We start from the raw sequence: 16,467 nt of genomic DNA on the forward strand, positions 1-16,467 counted from the left end.
GGGGAAACGATATGGTGCAAATAAGTAGTAACTTTCTCTTTACCGCATTTATTTTATATTTAATTGCAACTCTATTTTTCGGGGGAGCAATTAAAGAAAAAGGTCATAAATGGGCAAATATAGGAATAACGATTACAATTTTAGGGTTTATTGCACAAACAGTATATTTTGTTACAAGATGGATTGCATCAGGACATGCACCAGTTAGTAACTTTTTTGAATTCGGTACGTTTTTCGGCATGATGCTTGTTGGAGCATTTATTGTCATGTATTTTATGTACCGCGTAAGTATAATTGGACTCTTTGCATTACCAGTTGCGCTTTTATTAATTGCATATGCGAGTATGTTTCCGAGGGAAATATCTCCGCTTATTCCATCTTTAAAAAGTAATTGGTTACATATTCACGTGACGACTGCAGCAGCAGGACAAGCAATTTTAGCAATTAGTTTTATTACGGGCGTTATGTATTTATTGAAGAATGTAGATCAATCAACGAGAAGCAAACGTACATTTTGGTTAGAGACAGTAGTTTTCACACTTGTTTGTACAGTTGGGTTTATTGGAATAACAACGGTATTTTCTAGTATGAAATACGAAGCGAAGTTTCAATGGATTGATAAAAATGAACAACAAGTTGAAATGAAGTATAATCTCCCTGCTTTAGTTGGACCGCATGAAGGGAAGTTAATGACAGAAAATAAATTAGAGCCAACAGTTGAAGTTCCAGCGATTGTAAATGCGAAAAAATTAAATACTGTTATTTGGTCAGTGTTAGTGGGAACGCTACTTTATATTGTATTAAGACTTGTTTTACGTAAGCGAGTGTCAGCGGCACTTCAGCCGTTAGTAAAGAATACGAATAGTGATTTATTAGATGAAATCGGATATCGTTCTATTGCGATAGGATTCCCGGTGTTTACATTAGGAGCATTAATCTTTGCAATGATCTGGGCTCAAATCGCTTGGACGCGCTTTTGGGGTTGGGATCCAAAAGAAGTTTGGGCGCTTATTACTTGGCTCTTTTATGCTGCGGTATTACATTTACGTTTATCTAAAGGATGGCATGGAGAAAAATCCGCCTGGCTTGCAGTGATTGGTTTTGCAATCATTATGTTTAACTTTATTGTAGTAAACTTAATTATCGCGGGTTTACATTCATATGCATAGAGAAATAAAATAGGAAAGTGTATGTCACTTTCCTATTTTATTTTTGTCAAATTTTCTTCTTTTTTGAGAAAAACATGACAAAGTAGCGGTTGATTCTGTAAAATGATGTCGAGGACCAAATATACTGTTCAAAAAAAATACATAGTTTTGGAAAAAAAATGAACAAACTTTATTATTCTTGTGAAGCATAATATGGGAAGTGGAACGTTAAAAAATGCTTAATTAAACGAGGATAGGTGCAACATTATATTGTAGAAGGGTAGGTGTAAACCGTTGTGGTAAAAGTACGCAGCGGGTAGAAATGGAAAATGAATCAAGAATTTTAATTGTAGACGATGAGGATCGTATTCGTCGTTTATTAAAGATGTATTTAGAAAGAGAGCAATACACAATTGAAGAAGCGGATAATGGTGATACAGCTTTAGAAATGGCGTTACAAAATGATTATGATTTAATCCTACTGGATATTATGATGCCTGGTAAAGATGGTATCGAAGTGTGTAAAGGGATTCGTGAGAAGAAAGCGACGCCAATTATTATGCTGACAGCAAAAGGTGAAGAAGTAAATAGGGTACAAGGGTTTGAAGTTGGAACTGATGATTATATTGTAAAGCCGTTTAGCCCGCGTGAAGTAGTACTTCGTGTGAAAGCGGTATTACGCCGCGCTGTACCAACGACATTCTTTACACAAGATACAACGACGAAAGATGTTACTGTTTTCCCTCATTTAACAATTGATAATGATGCGCACCGCGTTACAGCGGATGGTAATGAAGTAAACTTAACACCGAAAGAATATGAATTACTATTATTCTTAGCGAAATCCCCGGATAAAGTTTTTGACCGTGAGCAATTGTTAAAAGAAGTATGGCAATATGAGTTCTTCGGAGATTTACGTACAGTTGATACGCATGTAAAGCGTTTACGTGAAAAGTTAAGTAAACAATCACCAGATGCAGCGAAAATGATTGTTACCGTTTGGGGCGTAGGTTACAAGTTTGAGGTTGTGAACGACTGATGCTTTGGAGAAGTGTAGTAGGGAAGTTATGGATGACCATATTACTTCTCGTTTCGTTTGTTCTTGGATTTGTTGCTATTTTACTTTCACAGTTTTTTAGAACGTATTATGTTGATATGAGTGAAGCTAGGCTTCAGAAAGTTGCAACAAGTGTCACGGAATTAATTGAAGAAGGTGCCGATGTAAAAACGATTGAGGATATTGCTTACAAATTTTCTGATCCACTTTCAAGGATTATCATTGTAGAAGACGGTAAGGAAATTTCTTCTTCGCCGAAACAAGAAGGATTAGTTACTCTTACAATAGATGATTTGAAAAATGATAAAGAATTAGCAGCTGTTTTTACAGATAAAAAGGATATTAAGAATAATATTAGAAAAGCTTCTAATAGTAGGAAGAATAAAAATACTGAAAATGATATTATGATCGTCGGGAAGCCAGTACAGTCAAAAAATCAAAGTGCAGTGTTTGTATATGAATCATTGCAAGTTCCAATACAAGGTATGGAGAGAACGACTGATTTTATTTTCTTATCAGCCGGGATTGCGATTATTTTAACGACTTTCTTTGCATTTTTCTTATCTACTCGAATTACGGCACCACTTCGTAAAATGCGTGAGGTTGCATTTGAGGTAGCGCGCGGGAAATTTGATACGAAAGCCCCTATGGTGTCGCAGGACGAAATTGGTGAGCTTGCAACTGCTTTAAATCAAATGGGAAAACAGTTGAAGTTTAATATGAATGCCCTGCAGCAAGAAAAAGAGCAGTTAGCTAGCATTTTGAGTAGTATGGCAGATGGTGTTGTTACGTTAAATCAAGAAGGTGAAGTCGTTGTTATCAACCCACCGGCAGAACACTTCTTACAAGTTTGGCAAGAAGAAAAAGAAGTAGAGTTAATTAAAAAACTGCCTTCTGAACTTGTTGAACTATTCCATCTCGTTGTAGAAAGTGAGCAACAACAAGTTGTTGAAATTAATTTGCAAAAAGGTAACTACGTAGTTCTTATGACACCGCTTTACAATCAAACAAAAATTCGTGGAGCTGTAGCAGTATTGCGAGATATGACGGAGGAGCGTCGTCTTGAGAAAATGCGTCAAGACTTTATTGCGAATGTATCACATGAACTTCGTACACCGATGGTAATGCTTCAAGGATATAGTGAAGCAATTTTAGATGATATTGTGCAAACGAAAGAAGAAATTAATGAGTTTGTTCAAATTATTTATGATGAATCTGTTCGTTTAGGTAAACTTGTAAATGAGTTATTAGATTTAGCCCGTATGGAAAGTGGACATGTAGAGTTACATATAGGTGAAGTAGATATTCATCCATTTGTCGAAAAAATTGGCCGTAAATTCCAGGGGATTGCAAAGGATAAAGAAGTCCAATTAACAGTGGATTTCCAAAGTCCAATTGAACAATATCCGTTTGATGCAGACCGTATGGAACAGGTACTGACGAATTTAATTGATAATGCAATCCGTCATACAAATGCAGGTGGACATGTTACACTTGTAATTAATACGAAAAATAGTGGCCTTACTTTCGAAGTGCAAGATTCAGGTGCTGGTATTCCAGAAGAAGATATTCCGTTCTTGTTCGATCGATTCTATAAAGCTGATAAAGCGAGAACTCGCGGAAAAAAAATTGGAACAGGACTCGGGCTTGCGATTGCTAAAAATATTGTTCAAGGTCATGACGGGAAGATTTTTGTATCAAGTGTCGTTGGAGAAGGAACTACATTCTCTGTATATTTACCAAATCGTATAATTTAGATATATATGTTTTTTAAAAGTTGATTATGAATAAAAGCTTTACTGTTTTTTTATTTTTTTGTAAGTGCAATTAAATAAAGAATGGTAGAGTTTTTTTCTTTAATAATCAGAATGAAAATAAAAAGAGAGGTGTCATAATGAAATGAAACTTTATACAAAAACAGGTGATAAAGGGGAAACGAGTGTCATAGGTGGCCGAGTGGATAAAGATCATATACGTGTAGAAGCTTATGGAACAATTGATGAGGCAAATTCTCATATCGGATATGCCATGTCTAAATTACAAGAGGAATGTTTTCGTAACATTTATAACGAACTTGAAAATATTCAACATGAACTATTTGATTGTGGAGGGGATTTAGCAATAGTAGAGAAGAAAATCCCTTATAAAGTAACGATAGAGATGGTCGAGTATTTAGAGAGACGAATTGATTCGTATACAGAAGAAGCGCCGCCTTTAGAGCGTTTTATTTTACCAGGCGGTAGCGAGATATCGGCTGCACTACACATTGCACGTACAGTTATAAGAAGAGCAGAACGTTGTATAGTGTCATTGCAAAAAGAAGGAGAAACCAATGAAATTGTTCTAAAGTATGTAAATAGGTTATCTGATTATTTATTTGCGCTTGCTAGAGTAATAAATGCGCGTTTACAAGTGAAAGATGTGGAGTATAACCGCAGTGCACTTGTTTTTCGTAATAAAGAAGAGAAGGAAGTGGAGTAATACACTTTCTTTTTTTTGTATACTTTTTTCTGTAATATCCCACAATAGAGAAGGTATGACGGCTATTAGAAAACGGAGGATGTATATGAAAGCGTTAAAATGTGGCGTGGTGATATTGAGTGTATTATTTTTATCTCAATTACATGTTTACGCTGAAGGGAATCAGTGGATATGGCCTGTTGATGGGCAGATAAGTGATTATTTTGGGACAAGACATGGGAAACACTATGGTATTGATATAGCTGCGCCTATTGGAACGCCTGTTGCAGCTATTCAAAATGGTAAGGTGACAAAGTCTTATTTTTCAAGTAGTTATGGAAATGTTGTGTTTATTAAACATGGAGAATATGAGGCTGTTTATGCGCATTTAAATAAGAGATATGTAGTTCAAGGTGATAACATTTCAAAAGGAGAGCTAATTGGAGAGGTAGGGAATACAGGAGAATCGCGAGGAGCGCATTTACATTTAGAAGTGCATCAAGGGAGATGGACGATGGAGAAAAGGAATGCGATGAATCCGTTGCTTGTTTTAAATGAACAAAAAAATCAAGTTGTGTCATCATCACTATATATTGTACAAAAAGGTGATACTTTAGTTGGTATTGCCCGGAAATTTAGTATGACAGTTGAGGAAATTAAAGTGAGGAATGGATTGCGACAAGAGCAAATCTATCCGAACCAACAACTATACGTCAAGTAAAGGCAACGTCCCAAAAGCATAACTTTTGAATAAATTTATTTTTTTCTTATTTAAGATTGCGATAGTAAATGAAATTATATCGACGCAAATTTATATCGAACATAGCTATTATTATATCGACATTTCGACAAGAAATGTCGACTAACAATAAAATGCGACAGTAAGAGCAACCTATTCCTAACGAAAAACCGTCCCAAAAGATCTTTTGGGACGGCTTCTTTTACCAAAAAATAAAGACACATATAAATCCAGTAATAGCTAAGTAGCTATATAAGTAAAAGACTTTTGTTCTTGTTTTTTCTTTTGTCCGAAATAGTACGATAGTTGGTTCGATTAGACCAATTGTAAGACAAAGTAAACCAAGAAGCATAAAGCCAATTGAAAGAGAATACAGGGCGATTTGTGGTGCTTGAAATGGAATCATCCATTTTAATAAAAATGCAATAAGTGCAGTGTAACAAATGCAACCGATGTATTTATTCAATGGTGTATCAGAACGGAAACCAGGAAGTTTCTTGGAAAACGGACGGGAAACAACTTCCGTTTGTAAAGATGTATGTTCTTCAATTATTTTTTGAGCTTCTTTTCCTTTTTGGAAAAGGGATAAAATCCAGTTTCGCTCACCTTGGAAAATAAATTGAGAAGTTGTTAAATAGTGATCAACTTTTACCTTATTCCAACTCTTCCATGGATGACGCTCACACAATTTTAATTTACTTTCTGTTTTTTTATCATACTGATAAATACTTATGCCATCTTGGTCAAAAGTAGCGTAGTATGTCTCTCTTGAGAATGTGCCTAGATCAATTGGACAGTAGAAAAGTAATTCTTTTTTCAAATAAAAGTATTCTTTTCTTAAGTTCTTTTTCATTGCTTCTCGAATAGAGTGTCTTTTATCTTTCTTCATGACATTTCCTCCATAACTCAGAAAATGTTCTTATCTTAACAATTCAACATCTTATCACTTTTGACGACATATGACTAGGGGGATTCATAAGAGAAATACCGAATTATAAAAAATATGGGTTGTATTGTAAAATATAGTGATCGTTTCTTTAATTATATAAAATTAATAACTTATTTTTAGTAAGTTACACTTTTTTTGTTCACAATCCGATCATGTTGTTGTATAATGAAGTGGAAAATAGAATATCGGTCTATCTTCGGGGCAGGGTGAAAATCCCGACCGGCGGTGATGAACATTTAATAATTTCGTTCTAAGCCCGCGAGCCGTTAAGGCAGGATTTGGTGTGATTCCAAAGCCGACAGTACAGTCTGGATGGGAGAAGATGGAGGTTCAAGCGTTCAAAAAAGATAAGTATTTGAACGTCTGTTTGATGTGCCTTAAAATTCTCCCTTTGTGTAAATCACAAAGGGTTTTTTCGTTCTATGAAAAAATAGGCATAGCAGAACCTTTCCACTTTCCATGAGAAGATCGATGGAAAAGGAGAGAGAAAGATGAAACAAAAAAACAGTGTAGTGCAGATGGTGAGTGTAGCGATGCTAAGTAGTATTGCGTATTTACTAATGATGTTGGATTTTCCATTCCCAGGGCTTCCACCATTTTTAAAAATTGATTTTAGTGATGTGCCAGCTTTAATTGCGGCGATAATTTTTAGTCCAATTGCAGGTGTAATTGTAGAAGCGATAAAAAATATTTTGCATTACGGAATTCAAGGAAGTTTAACGGGAGTACCAGTAGGAGAAGTAGCAAACTTTATAGCGGGATGTTTATTTATTGGTCCAGCAGCATTCTTATTCCGAAAGTATCGCACAGTAAAAAGTTTAACGACAGGATTAATGCTAGGTACAATTACTATGACAGTTATTATGAGTGTGTTAAACTACTTTATTATTTTACCAGCGTACACTTGGTTTTTAAATTCACCAGCTATGTCTAGTGATATTATGCGACAAACTATTGTAACGGCGATATTACCGTTTAATGTAATTAAAGGAATTGTTGTAACAATTGTATTTGTAGCACTATTTTCACGCTTGAAAGTATGGGTATTTGCAAAAATGAAAAATGCTTAAAAATATTAAACCATTGGCAGCGTAACTGCTAATGGTTTTTTTGTTAGTGAGAATGAAAAAGAGTTCAAAAAATCCCCCTCATAAGTATGAGGGGGATTTTTTGAAGTTAATAAAAGACTATTCGAATTTTAAAGAGTCGCCATCAAATGATTCGTCAGCAACTTTAATTGAGTCAGTTGGACAACCTTCGAATGCATCCATCATATCTTCAATTAATACATCTGGAATTTCAACGATACCTTGGTTATCGTCTAATGTTACAAATGCAATGCCTTCATCATCATAGTCATAAATGTCTGGTGCAGCAGCACCACAAGCACCGCATGCAATACAAGTATCTTTGTCAACGATTGTATATTTTGCCATATTTTTTCCCTCCTGATAATATGTATGTGAAAAGTTCGCCAAAAAATTATAATCTTATTGTAAAACGGTTTTAAAAACTTTTCAACATAAAATTATAATGATAATGCTTATCAATTAGAGTGTCAACTTATTTTTGAATTATTTCATAAGATTTTCAAAATACTTAAATGTTATTTCGTTTGATACAATAGAATATATACAAGCATGTAGTGTGAATATGATAAGTTCAATGAATAGCAGTTAATGTGCAATCGTATTGAAAAAGGAATGAAGTTAGACTGAGAGGTGGAAGCGGTAATGCAGCTACAATATACTTTATTATATTGTTTAAAACAATTGAATGGTGAAAGAACCGTTTCTTCGATTTATTATTTATTAAAAGGAAAGAGATCGTCGCAAACATTACAAGATGGGAATATGTTTCAAATTTCTTTTTTGTTTGGGATTTATAAGTCATTAAATAGAGCTGATTATAATCAAGAAGTTGCAAAGTTGTTACAAACGGATTTAGTTCAAGGTATACATGATAATACATATGTGTTAACGACTGCTGGTAACGTGCAATTAAACAAATGGGAAGGTGACTTTGCCTTTCCGACATATTTAAATGGTTTACACTATGGTGAAATAGGTGAAACGTTTTGGAAGAGATTATCATTGATCGTTCAAACCATTTCGAATTTACAACAGGCGAATACGAAATTTATTCCAATTCAACAGGATACAGAAATAATGATGTGGGTGAAACGTTTTCTCACTGGAATACCGTATATGAGAAGTGAATTGGCTAAAAGATTATGGAAGGAAATGCATACTCTTTTACAAAAAAATAATCCAGTAGAGGCGACAATCGTAATATATCGGTTAACTGGGTATAAACGTATTGGGTGTACTTTACAACAATTAGCGGAAATTACGAAACAAGATATATTTCGAGTGTATTTTTTATTTTGGGGTACAATTCATTTCCTTATTCAAGAAGTTCGCAATAAAGAAAATGAGTTTCCATTATTAGCTGAAATTATATCTTATCCAAATGAGAAAGCTGATTTATTTAGTTTATCAACGAAAAAAACATATAATCTTTGGAGACAAGGACGCTCTTTAGAAGAAATAGCAACAATTCGGAATTTGAAGGTTGCCACGATAGAAGACCATTTTGTAGAAATTGCTTTACGAGAAAAAGAATTTTCTATTGAAATGTTTATGGAAAAAGAAAAAATGGAAAAAGTAACAAAAGTAATTGAAGCATTACAAACACGTAAATTGCGTGTGTTGAAGCAAGCGGTTGGAGAGGAAATCTCTTATTTTGAAGTACGTCTTGTATTGGCACGGATGGAGGGTATAAATGAAGCTTGAGGAATATTTATATAAGTGGTTTGGATATTCTGAATTTCGTCCGGGGCAAAAAGGAGTTATTACGGACTTATTGGAAGGAAAAGATGTTGTAGCAATGCTTCCGACTGGAAGGGGAAAGTCAATGTGTTATCAACTTCCGGGGCTTCTGCAAGAGGGTACGGTGCTTGTTGTATCACCATTATTATCTTTAATGGAAGACCAAGTTACGCAATTAAAGTATGTCGTGAAAAATCGAGTTATTGCATTGAATAGTTTTCGGACGTTAATTGAAAAAAGAGAAGCAATGAAAAAGCTATCTTTTTATAAATTTGTTTTCGTATCGCCAGAGATGTTGCAGTCGGAACTTCTAATAAGAGAATTGAAAAAAATTCATATTTCATTATTTGTCGTAGATGAAGCGCATTGTATTTCACAATGGGGCTATGATTTTCGGCCAGATTATAAAAAATTAGATAAAGTAATTGAGAGTATCGGATCTCCGACAGTACTAGCATTAACAGCAACTGCGACAAAGGATGTACTGCGAGATATAGCGGAAAGTTTAAATCTAAAAAATATTGCTGAGCATGTGTACTCAATTGATCGTCCAAATATTGCGATGGAAGTGCAATTTGTGGAAACAATAGAAGAAAAAAAAGAGGCGCTTTTTGAGCATGTAATGTATTTGCAAGGGCCTGGTATTGTTTATTGTTCAAGTAGGGCCTGGACAGAGCGTTTAACCGAGTATTTAAGAGGAAAAGGAATTACAGGTGTAGCTTTTTATCATGGTGGTATGGAACATGAAGAGCGTATGTTAATTCAACAACAGTTTATGAATGACCAGTTGCAAATTGTAATATGTACAAGTGCTTTTGGGATGGGGGTAAATAAGGCGAATACAAGATATATTATTCATTTTCAATATCCGACAAATGTAGCTTCCTATTTACAAGAAATTGGAAGAGCCGGAAGAGATGGAGAATTGAGTATAGCCATTTTATTATGTAGTCCATTGGATCACGATTTGCCAATTTCAATCATTGAAGATGAATTACCAAGTAAATCGCAAATACAATTTTTATTTTCGTTACTACAAGAAAGAATGTTTCAAACGAAAGTATTACCATTAGAAGATGTAGAAGAAATTTGTTATAATGCAGCAAGATTTAATGAACAGTATTGGCGCTTTACACGTTATCATCTCGAACATCTTGGAATCATACAACAGCGGAATCTCATGCTAGAGAGCTTGTCAGATGAAATAATGCACAGATTAATAGCGGAAGTGGAAGTGAGAATGCGTAATAAATATAGTGAGTTAGAAAATATGAAGTCATGGATACAAGTTCAAGGATGTAGACGTGAATATTTATTACAACAATTCGGTTATAGAAAAGAAAAAGAGATAGAAAACTGTTGTGATTACTGTGGTATTACAAAAACGGATTATAAAAAAAGACGAGCGCAACAGTTAGTTTTCGACTATAATTGGGAAACAGAGTTACAAAAGCTTTTCGGCCTAAGAAAGATGGAGGAATGATGAACATTCAAAGGCATAATGTTGAAGATATGAGTCCGAGAGAAATAAGACTGAATCTCTACATAACACAACTAATCATTATTGGTATCGGTTGTTTACTAGCATATATATTATTTCAAGATAAAAGAGAAGTTTATAGTTTATGGAAATGGGAACCGGTTTCTATACTTTTAATAGGTAGCTTGTTAGCGATTTGTATTGTGTTATTAGATTATGTTGCAATGCGAGTGTTTCCAGAATCTTGGTTTGATGATGGTGGCATTAACGATAGAATGTTTCAAGGGATTTCTGTCATGCATTTACTCGTTATTACGTTTATTATTGGCTTTGCGGAAGAGTTTTTATTTAGAGGTGTAGTGCAGACTCATTTCGGAATTGTAATAGCGAGTTTAATTTTTGCTGTGTTACATATTCGGTATATAACGAAGCCTTTTTTGTTTTGTTTCGTCTGCTTTATTAGTTTTGTTTTTGGTTATGTATTCGAGTGGACAGGAAATTTGTTTATAACAATCTTTGCACACTTTCTTGTTGATTTTATAATGGGGCTCCAATTAAGAAAATAAATGGAAGGTGGTGGTGAACAACATGAGAAAACGAATTCCTGATTTTGAAGAGGAGTTAGAAGTTGAGCAAGTGGAAGAAGATGAAAGTTTACCGCCGCGTAGTGAAATTCATAGAAATAAAGAGAACAAACCAAAGTTTAAAATGAATCACATTTTCGTCCGAGTGCTAACATTTTTGTTCATATTGTTACCTATTAGTATCCTATGGTATACGGATAAGTATATACAGGTAAAAAGTGATAGTAATAATGCTGAGAAAAGTGCGTTTGAAGTAATTTTCTTTGATTCCGCTAAGACTGAATCAAAGAAGCAGTCTGAGAAAGTAGCAACTCATGTTGTGAAAGATGGAGAAACTTTAGAAAGTATAGCGAAGCAATATTTCTCAGATGAAGATGGGATAGAAATAATAAAAAAGTATAATGATTTACAAGAAGACGAAGTGAAGGTAGGACAAGAATTGAAAATTCCTATAAAAGATAAGTCCACGAAGTATGAGAGCTAGCTAAATGAGTGATATATAGCTCCACATAAAATTAAGGACTATACTTTACGAGGAGGGAGAGTAAAAAATATATGTCATGGATTATATTATTATGTACTCTCATATGCATTGGTTTTGTATGTCTTTTTGGAATGTATAAAGAAGCGATGCGTAATACAGTGTTGGAACATACTTTAGTGTTCGAAGAATTTCCGGAAAGTTTTCAAAAAGTTAAAGTTTTTTTTATTTCGGATATTCATAGAAGGATCATTTCTAGCTCGCTAATTGAACGAGTGAAAGGAAAAGCAGATATCGTAATTATTGGCGGTGATTTAGCTGAAAAAGGAGTACCTTTATCGCAAATCTCTTTAAATATTCAAAAGTTAAGAGAAATAGCCCCTGTATATTTTGTATGGGGAAATAATGACTATGAAATTGAATATCACGAATTAGATGCTTTATTAATAGAAAATAATGTGAAGGTATTAGATAATACAAGAGTTGTATTTGAGTCTGAATTAGGAGAGAAAATTTGCTTACTCGGTATCGATGATGTTGGATTAGAACGAGATCGTTTAGATTTAGCGTTGTCTGATTGTAAAGAAGAAGGTTTTCGCATTTTAATTAGTCACAACCCAGATATAATAAAGAAAATGTCTGGTAATGAACAAATTTCGCTCGTATTAAGTGGACATACACATGGAGGCCAGATTCGGTTGTTTCCATCTGAAAAGTATTTAAAGGGTGGCGTATATAAGCATTCTAATACGACTCTCTTTGTTAGTAATGGGTATGGAACAACATTGTTCCCTCTTCGTTTTCGGGCACCTTCCCAAACACATATCATTACGTTATGCGGAGGGAAATAATGCCGAATTCAAATGGAAAATATAATATAAAAGCTGTCTCAAATATACTCGAAATTCAACCGAGTACACTTCGCGCATGGGAAAGACGCTATCATATTATTGCCCCAAAGAGAAATCGTGCGGGGCATCGTTTATATACAGAAGAGCATATTCATATTTTGAAATGGTTAATGAACAAAGTTTCTGAGGGGATGATGATTGGACAAGCAGTTCAGTTATTAGAAGGGAATCGGTTGCAGAACAACGTTCAAAAAGAAAAAATTACTGATACAGAAGTTGTTTTAGTGGACGATATACTACAAGCTTTGTTAGAATTTGATGAAATTACAATTTCTGCATTATTAAACGAGGTTTTTAGTATATATTCAACGGAAAAGGTTGTTGCAAGCATCATTCTTCAAGTGGCAAACAAGTTGTTAACTTTAAAAAGTAATAATGAGATTACAATGTCGCAATTCAAATATGTTGTATCATTCTTACAAACACGTTTAGGAATGATCTATCATAATGCGTCGGTGTATTCTTCCGTTAACAAAGTTTTCGTTTTAGAAAATAATATATTAAAAGGATTTATTTTCGCGACGTATTTACGACTAAAAGGATATCAAACAATGTATATGGGGACAAGTTTAGATGAAGAAGGTATTTTACTAGCTATTGAACAATTACAACCTAAATATTTGTTTATATCTTTTGATGATGAACGAGAACTTGAAGAGGCAGTAGAATTTATTGACTTGTTGCAAGAAAAAAATGAAAACATCTCTGGTGGTTTTATAGGAAGAAAAGGCATTGGAGATCAATTAAATCTTCAAAATATCCTAATTGGTAACACGAAAGAAGAATGGGATGGATGGTTAAAGATGTCGGAATAGTCGTTCGAAAAGAACCATCTATTTTCTATTTCATATAATAAAAATTAGATGCAATGGTTACGTAGGGAGGGTATGAGATGAGACTGGAACGTTTAAATTATAATAAGATTAAAATTTTCCTAACATTTGATGATTTATCTGAACGAGGATTAACGAAAGAAGATTTGTGGAGAAATGCACCGAAAGTACAGCAACTATTCCGTGATATGATGCAAGAAGCAAATACAGAATTAGGGTTTGAAGCGGATGGACCGATTGCTGTTGAAGTATTTTCTCTACAAGCTCAAGGTATGGTTGTAATTGTAACAAAAGAAAATCACGAAGTGGACACAGAAGATGAGTTCCGTGACGAGTTTATTGAAATGCAAGTGACTCTTGATGAAAGTGAACATATACTTTACGAGTTTGCTACATTAGATGATGTAATCAATTTGTCAAATCGCTTATATAACCTTGGTGTAACTGATGGGAAGTTGTATACGTGGGATGATCGTTTTTATCTTTGGATAGAAGAAGAAGAGCAATTTCAATTATTGAAGGCGGATTTTATAGCTATTTTAGCGGAGTACGGTAATCCGTCAACAGCAACAATTTACCGCGTAATGGAATATGGTAAAGAATTAATGGATTCTCAAGCGATTGAACAAATATACAATTACTTTGTGAAAAAACAAAACCTCAGCTAATGTAACGTAGCTTGAGGTTTTATTTTTATTCAGCTGAAAATCTAAAATCTATAAAACGAAGTGTAGGTAACAAGACTAGCCGATCTGTATGTTAAAATGTAATCAGTATTTCTTGATGAAATAATGGTTTTATCGAATGTATTTTGATGAAAATAAAAAATATTTAAATATTTAAGTATTTTACTTTTCTAAAAGCAATAAAAGGACTATAATAATAGTGAAAACGCTTGCAATACAAAATAGTTTGTATATATTTGTTAGCGTTTTCTATTGCATTCCAAATTTAACGGTGTATACTAGGCAATGAAGGTTTACTAAACAAGTGAAATTACAGGGGGTTTACTTACTATGGTAGCCGAAAAGGGAACTCAAACGAAAACACAACAACAAGGGGAACAACATTTTGAATTGTTAAATTCAACACAAATTGTAATTAATGAAGCATTAGAAAAATTGGGTTATCCAAACGAAGTATATGAATTATTGAAAGAACCAATTCGTATGATGACAGTGAAAATTCCAGTTCGTATGGATGACGGGACTGTTAAAATATTTACAGGATATCGTGCACAACATAATGATGCTGTTGGTCCAACGAAAGGTGGAATTCGCTTCCATCCAAACGTAACAGAAAATGAAGTGAAAGCACTTTCTATTTGGATGAGTTTAAAATGTGGTATTGTTGATTTACCATATGGTGGAGGTAAAGGTGGAATCATTTGTGACCCACGTGAGATGTCTTTCCGTGAATTAGAAAGATTAAGCCGCGGTTATGTACGAGCAATTAGCCAAATTGTTGGTCCGACAAAAGATATTCCGGCTCCAGATGTATTTACAAACTCACAAATTATGGCATGGATGATGGATGAGTATAGCCGTATCGATGAATTTAATTCACCAGGATTTATTACAGGTAAACCACTTGTATTAGGTGGATCACACGGACGTGAAACAGCGACTGCAAAAGGTGTAACAATTTGTATTCGTGAAGCTGCGAAAAAACGTGACATTGATATTAAAGGTGCACGCGTTGTTGTTCAAGGATTTGGTAATGCGGGTAGCTTCTTAGCTAAATTTATGCATGATGCAGGCGCGAAAGTAATTGCAATTTCAGATGCTTACGGTGCATTACATGATCCGAATGGATTAGATATTGACTACTTACTAGATCGTCGCGATAGCTTTGGTACTGTAACAAAACTATTTAATAATACAATTTCAAATACAGAACTGTTAGAACTTGATTGCGACATTTTAGTTCCTGCTGCAATTGAGAACCAAATTACAGAAGAAAATGCTGATAAGATTAAAGCGAAAATTGTGGTTGAAGCTGCAAATGGTCCAACTACATTAGAAGCAACAAAAATCTTAACAGATCGTGGTATCTTACTTGTTCCAGACGTATTAGCAAGTGCTGGTGGCGTTACGGTATCTTACTTTGAGTGGGTACAAAATAACCAAGGTTACTACTGGACTGAAGAAGAAGTAGAACAACGTTTAGAAAAAGTAATGGTAAAATCATTCGATTCAATTTATGAAACATCACAAGTTCGTAAAGTGAACATGCGCTTAGCTGCATACATGATTGGTGTTCGTAAAATGGCTGAGGCTAGTCGCTTCAGAGGTTGGGTATAATATATAATGTTTTGAGAAAACGTGATTTCCTTTCGAGGGAATCGCGTTTTTTTGTTGAAGTATTAAATGAGGTGTTGTATATGGGGAATGAAATAATGGAACGAGTAGACCAATTAGAAGAAAAGGTTAAGGTGTTAGAGGGTGAACTTGCAAGAGCTAAGAGAGCCCGAAAAACAAGTGTCGTTCGGGTGTTCGGCGAAGGATTATTATTTTTAATATTTGGTGCAGTTGTAGTTGGACCAATTATCGCGTTTATATTCACAATTATTACTTGGTTTGGTGAAAAATAGAATAAAAAATAAAAAAGAACGCTTGTTCTACACGAACAAACGTGCTATACTTTCCTTAGATAAGCAAAACGGAAATGATTTTAAGGAGAGATAAATGATGAAAATGACAGTAGACCAAAGATTTATGATGCCAGCAGATGTTGTAGAACGAGTGGAAGTATTACGAAACAAACAAAGCAAGCGTGGCACATTATTACAATCGGTAAATAAATTTTTCGGTTTAGATACGAAAGAAGATTGTATTTGGTTTTACGGTTTTTACGGAGTGGCTGTAAGTATTGTATTATTTATGGTATTCACATCAAATATTTTCGATGTTCTCTTCGCATAAGAAATATGCCATAAGGACATTGCCACCGAATACATATATAAGGAAGTAAGGTAATTTTTTAGAGCGGGAG

18 protein-coding genes and 1 riboswitch are annotated in these 16,467 nt (G+C 34.3%); of the genes, 16 read left to right on the forward strand and 2 right to left on the reverse strand.

Features of this window, described 5'->3' with window-relative positions:
• Positions 1-11 precede the first annotated feature (11 nt).
• From resC to NSQ08_RS06100, 5 genes are all read left to right on the forward strand, one after another.
• Positions 12-1,169, forward strand: coding sequence for a cytochrome c biogenesis protein ResC (gene resC, locus NSQ08_RS06080; RefSeq protein WP_061675124.1), 1,158 nt, complete (start codon positions 12-14; stop codon positions 1,167-1,169).
• Between the two features lie 301 nt (positions 1,170-1,470).
• The gene (gene resD / locus NSQ08_RS06085; RefSeq protein ID WP_002011758.1) at positions 1,471-2,187 is read left to right on the forward strand and encodes a DNA-binding response regulator ResD; all 717 of its coding nucleotides are present in this window, start codon (positions 1,471-1,473) and stop codon (positions 2,185-2,187) included.
• Positions 2,187-3,962: a sensor histidine kinase ResE gene (gene resE, locus NSQ08_RS06090; protein ID WP_002011760.1), complete on the forward strand. Its 1,776-nt coding sequence runs from the start codon at positions 2,187-2,189 to the stop codon at positions 3,960-3,962. The genes resD and resE overlap by 1 nt, the downstream gene beginning before the upstream one ends.
• A 142-nt stretch (positions 3,963-4,104) precedes the next feature.
• A complete protein-coding gene (locus tag NSQ08_RS06095) occupies positions 4,105-4,686 on the forward strand; it encodes a cob(I)yrinic acid a,c-diamide adenosyltransferase (protein WP_002011763.1) in 582 nt (193 codons plus the stop codon).
• Positions 4,687-4,771: 85 nt separating this feature from the next.
• Entirely contained in the window at positions 4,772-5,386 is a 615-nt protein-coding gene (locus NSQ08_RS06100) for a peptidoglycan DD-metalloendopeptidase family protein (protein WP_002141020.1), read from the forward strand.
• A gap of 220 nt (positions 5,387-5,606) precedes the next feature.
• On the opposite strand, the gene NSQ08_RS06105 is transcribed toward NSQ08_RS06100, so the two are convergent.
• A complete protein-coding gene (locus tag NSQ08_RS06105; RefSeq protein ID WP_002030740.1) occupies positions 5,607-6,293 on the reverse strand; it encodes a hypothetical protein in 687 nt (228 codons plus the stop codon).
• Between the two features lie 248 nt (positions 6,294-6,541).
• Positions 6,542-6,681, forward strand: a riboswitch (FMN riboswitch).
• A gap of 163 nt (positions 6,682-6,844) precedes the next feature.
• Between NSQ08_RS06105 and NSQ08_RS06110 the strand changes: the two genes are divergently transcribed.
• Positions 6,845-7,423, forward strand: a complete 579-nt coding sequence (locus NSQ08_RS06110; protein ID WP_002011769.1) for an ECF transporter S component — start codon at positions 6,845-6,847, stop codon at positions 7,421-7,423.
• A gap of 117 nt (positions 7,424-7,540) precedes the next feature.
• Here NSQ08_RS06110 and NSQ08_RS06115 read toward each other — a convergent pair whose 3' ends face one another.
• A complete protein-coding gene (locus NSQ08_RS06115; RefSeq protein WP_001151994.1) occupies positions 7,541-7,789 on the reverse strand; it encodes a ferredoxin in 249 nt (82 codons plus the stop codon).
• 297 nt (positions 7,790-8,086) lie between these two features.
• On the opposite strand from NSQ08_RS06115, the gene NSQ08_RS06120 reads away from it, so the two are divergent.
• The 10 genes from NSQ08_RS06120 to NSQ08_RS06165 all read left to right on the forward strand — a co-directional run bounded on the left by NSQ08_RS06120 (position 8,087) and on the right by NSQ08_RS06165 (position 16,397).
• Positions 8,087-9,148, forward strand: a complete 1,062-nt coding sequence (locus NSQ08_RS06120; RefSeq protein ID WP_002188973.1) for a helix-turn-helix domain-containing protein — start codon at positions 8,087-8,089, stop codon at positions 9,146-9,148.
• Positions 9,138-10,667 (forward strand): RecQ family ATP-dependent DNA helicase, encoded by a 1,530-nt coding sequence (locus tag NSQ08_RS06125; RefSeq protein ID WP_002188974.1) that lies wholly within the window; start codon positions 9,138-9,140, stop codon positions 10,665-10,667. Before NSQ08_RS06120 ends, NSQ08_RS06125 begins: the two co-directional genes overlap by 11 nt.
• Entirely contained in the window at positions 10,667-11,230 is a 564-nt protein-coding gene (locus NSQ08_RS06130) for a CPBP family intramembrane glutamic endopeptidase (protein WP_002064506.1), read from the forward strand. Before NSQ08_RS06125 ends, NSQ08_RS06130 begins: the two co-directional genes overlap by 1 nt.
• Positions 11,231-11,252: 22 nt before the next feature.
• Entirely contained in the window at positions 11,253-11,732 is a 480-nt protein-coding gene (locus NSQ08_RS06135; RefSeq protein WP_002030746.1) for a LysM peptidoglycan-binding domain-containing protein, read from the forward strand.
• A 71-nt stretch (positions 11,733-11,803) separates the two neighbouring features.
• Positions 11,804-12,580, forward strand: coding sequence for a metallophosphoesterase (locus tag NSQ08_RS06140; protein WP_002188977.1), 777 nt, complete (start codon positions 11,804-11,806; stop codon positions 12,578-12,580).
• Complete coding sequence (locus tag NSQ08_RS06145) at positions 12,580-13,455, forward strand: MerR family transcriptional regulator (protein WP_215591000.1); 876 nt, start codon at positions 12,580-12,582, stop codon at positions 13,453-13,455. The genes NSQ08_RS06140 and NSQ08_RS06145 overlap by 1 nt, the downstream gene beginning before the upstream one ends.
• 77 nt (positions 13,456-13,532) lie before the next feature.
• Entirely contained in the window at positions 13,533-14,141 is a 609-nt protein-coding gene (locus NSQ08_RS06150) for a genetic competence negative regulator (RefSeq protein ID WP_002011786.1), read from the forward strand.
• Positions 14,142-14,489: 348 nt separating this feature from the next.
• Complete coding sequence (gene gudB, locus NSQ08_RS06155) at positions 14,490-15,776, forward strand: NAD-specific glutamate dehydrogenase (RefSeq protein ID WP_000225168.1); 1,287 nt, start codon at positions 14,490-14,492, stop codon at positions 15,774-15,776.
• Between the two features lie 80 nt (positions 15,777-15,856).
• Positions 15,857-16,066, forward strand: a complete 210-nt coding sequence (locus tag NSQ08_RS06160) for a hypothetical protein (protein WP_002126403.1) — start codon at positions 15,857-15,859, stop codon at positions 16,064-16,066.
• A 94-nt stretch (positions 16,067-16,160) separates the two neighbouring features.
• Positions 16,161-16,397: a DUF3961 domain-containing protein gene (locus tag NSQ08_RS06165; RefSeq protein ID WP_002011789.1), complete on the forward strand. Its 237-nt coding sequence runs from the start codon at positions 16,161-16,163 to the stop codon at positions 16,395-16,397.
• The last annotated feature ends 70 nt before the right edge of the window (positions 16,398-16,467 follow it).

It is taken from the genome of Bacillus sp. FSL E2-8887 (assembly GCF_038007205.1).
GTDB classification, from domain to species: Bacteria; Bacillota; Bacilli; order Bacillales; family Bacillaceae_G; genus Bacillus_A; species Bacillus_A mycoides.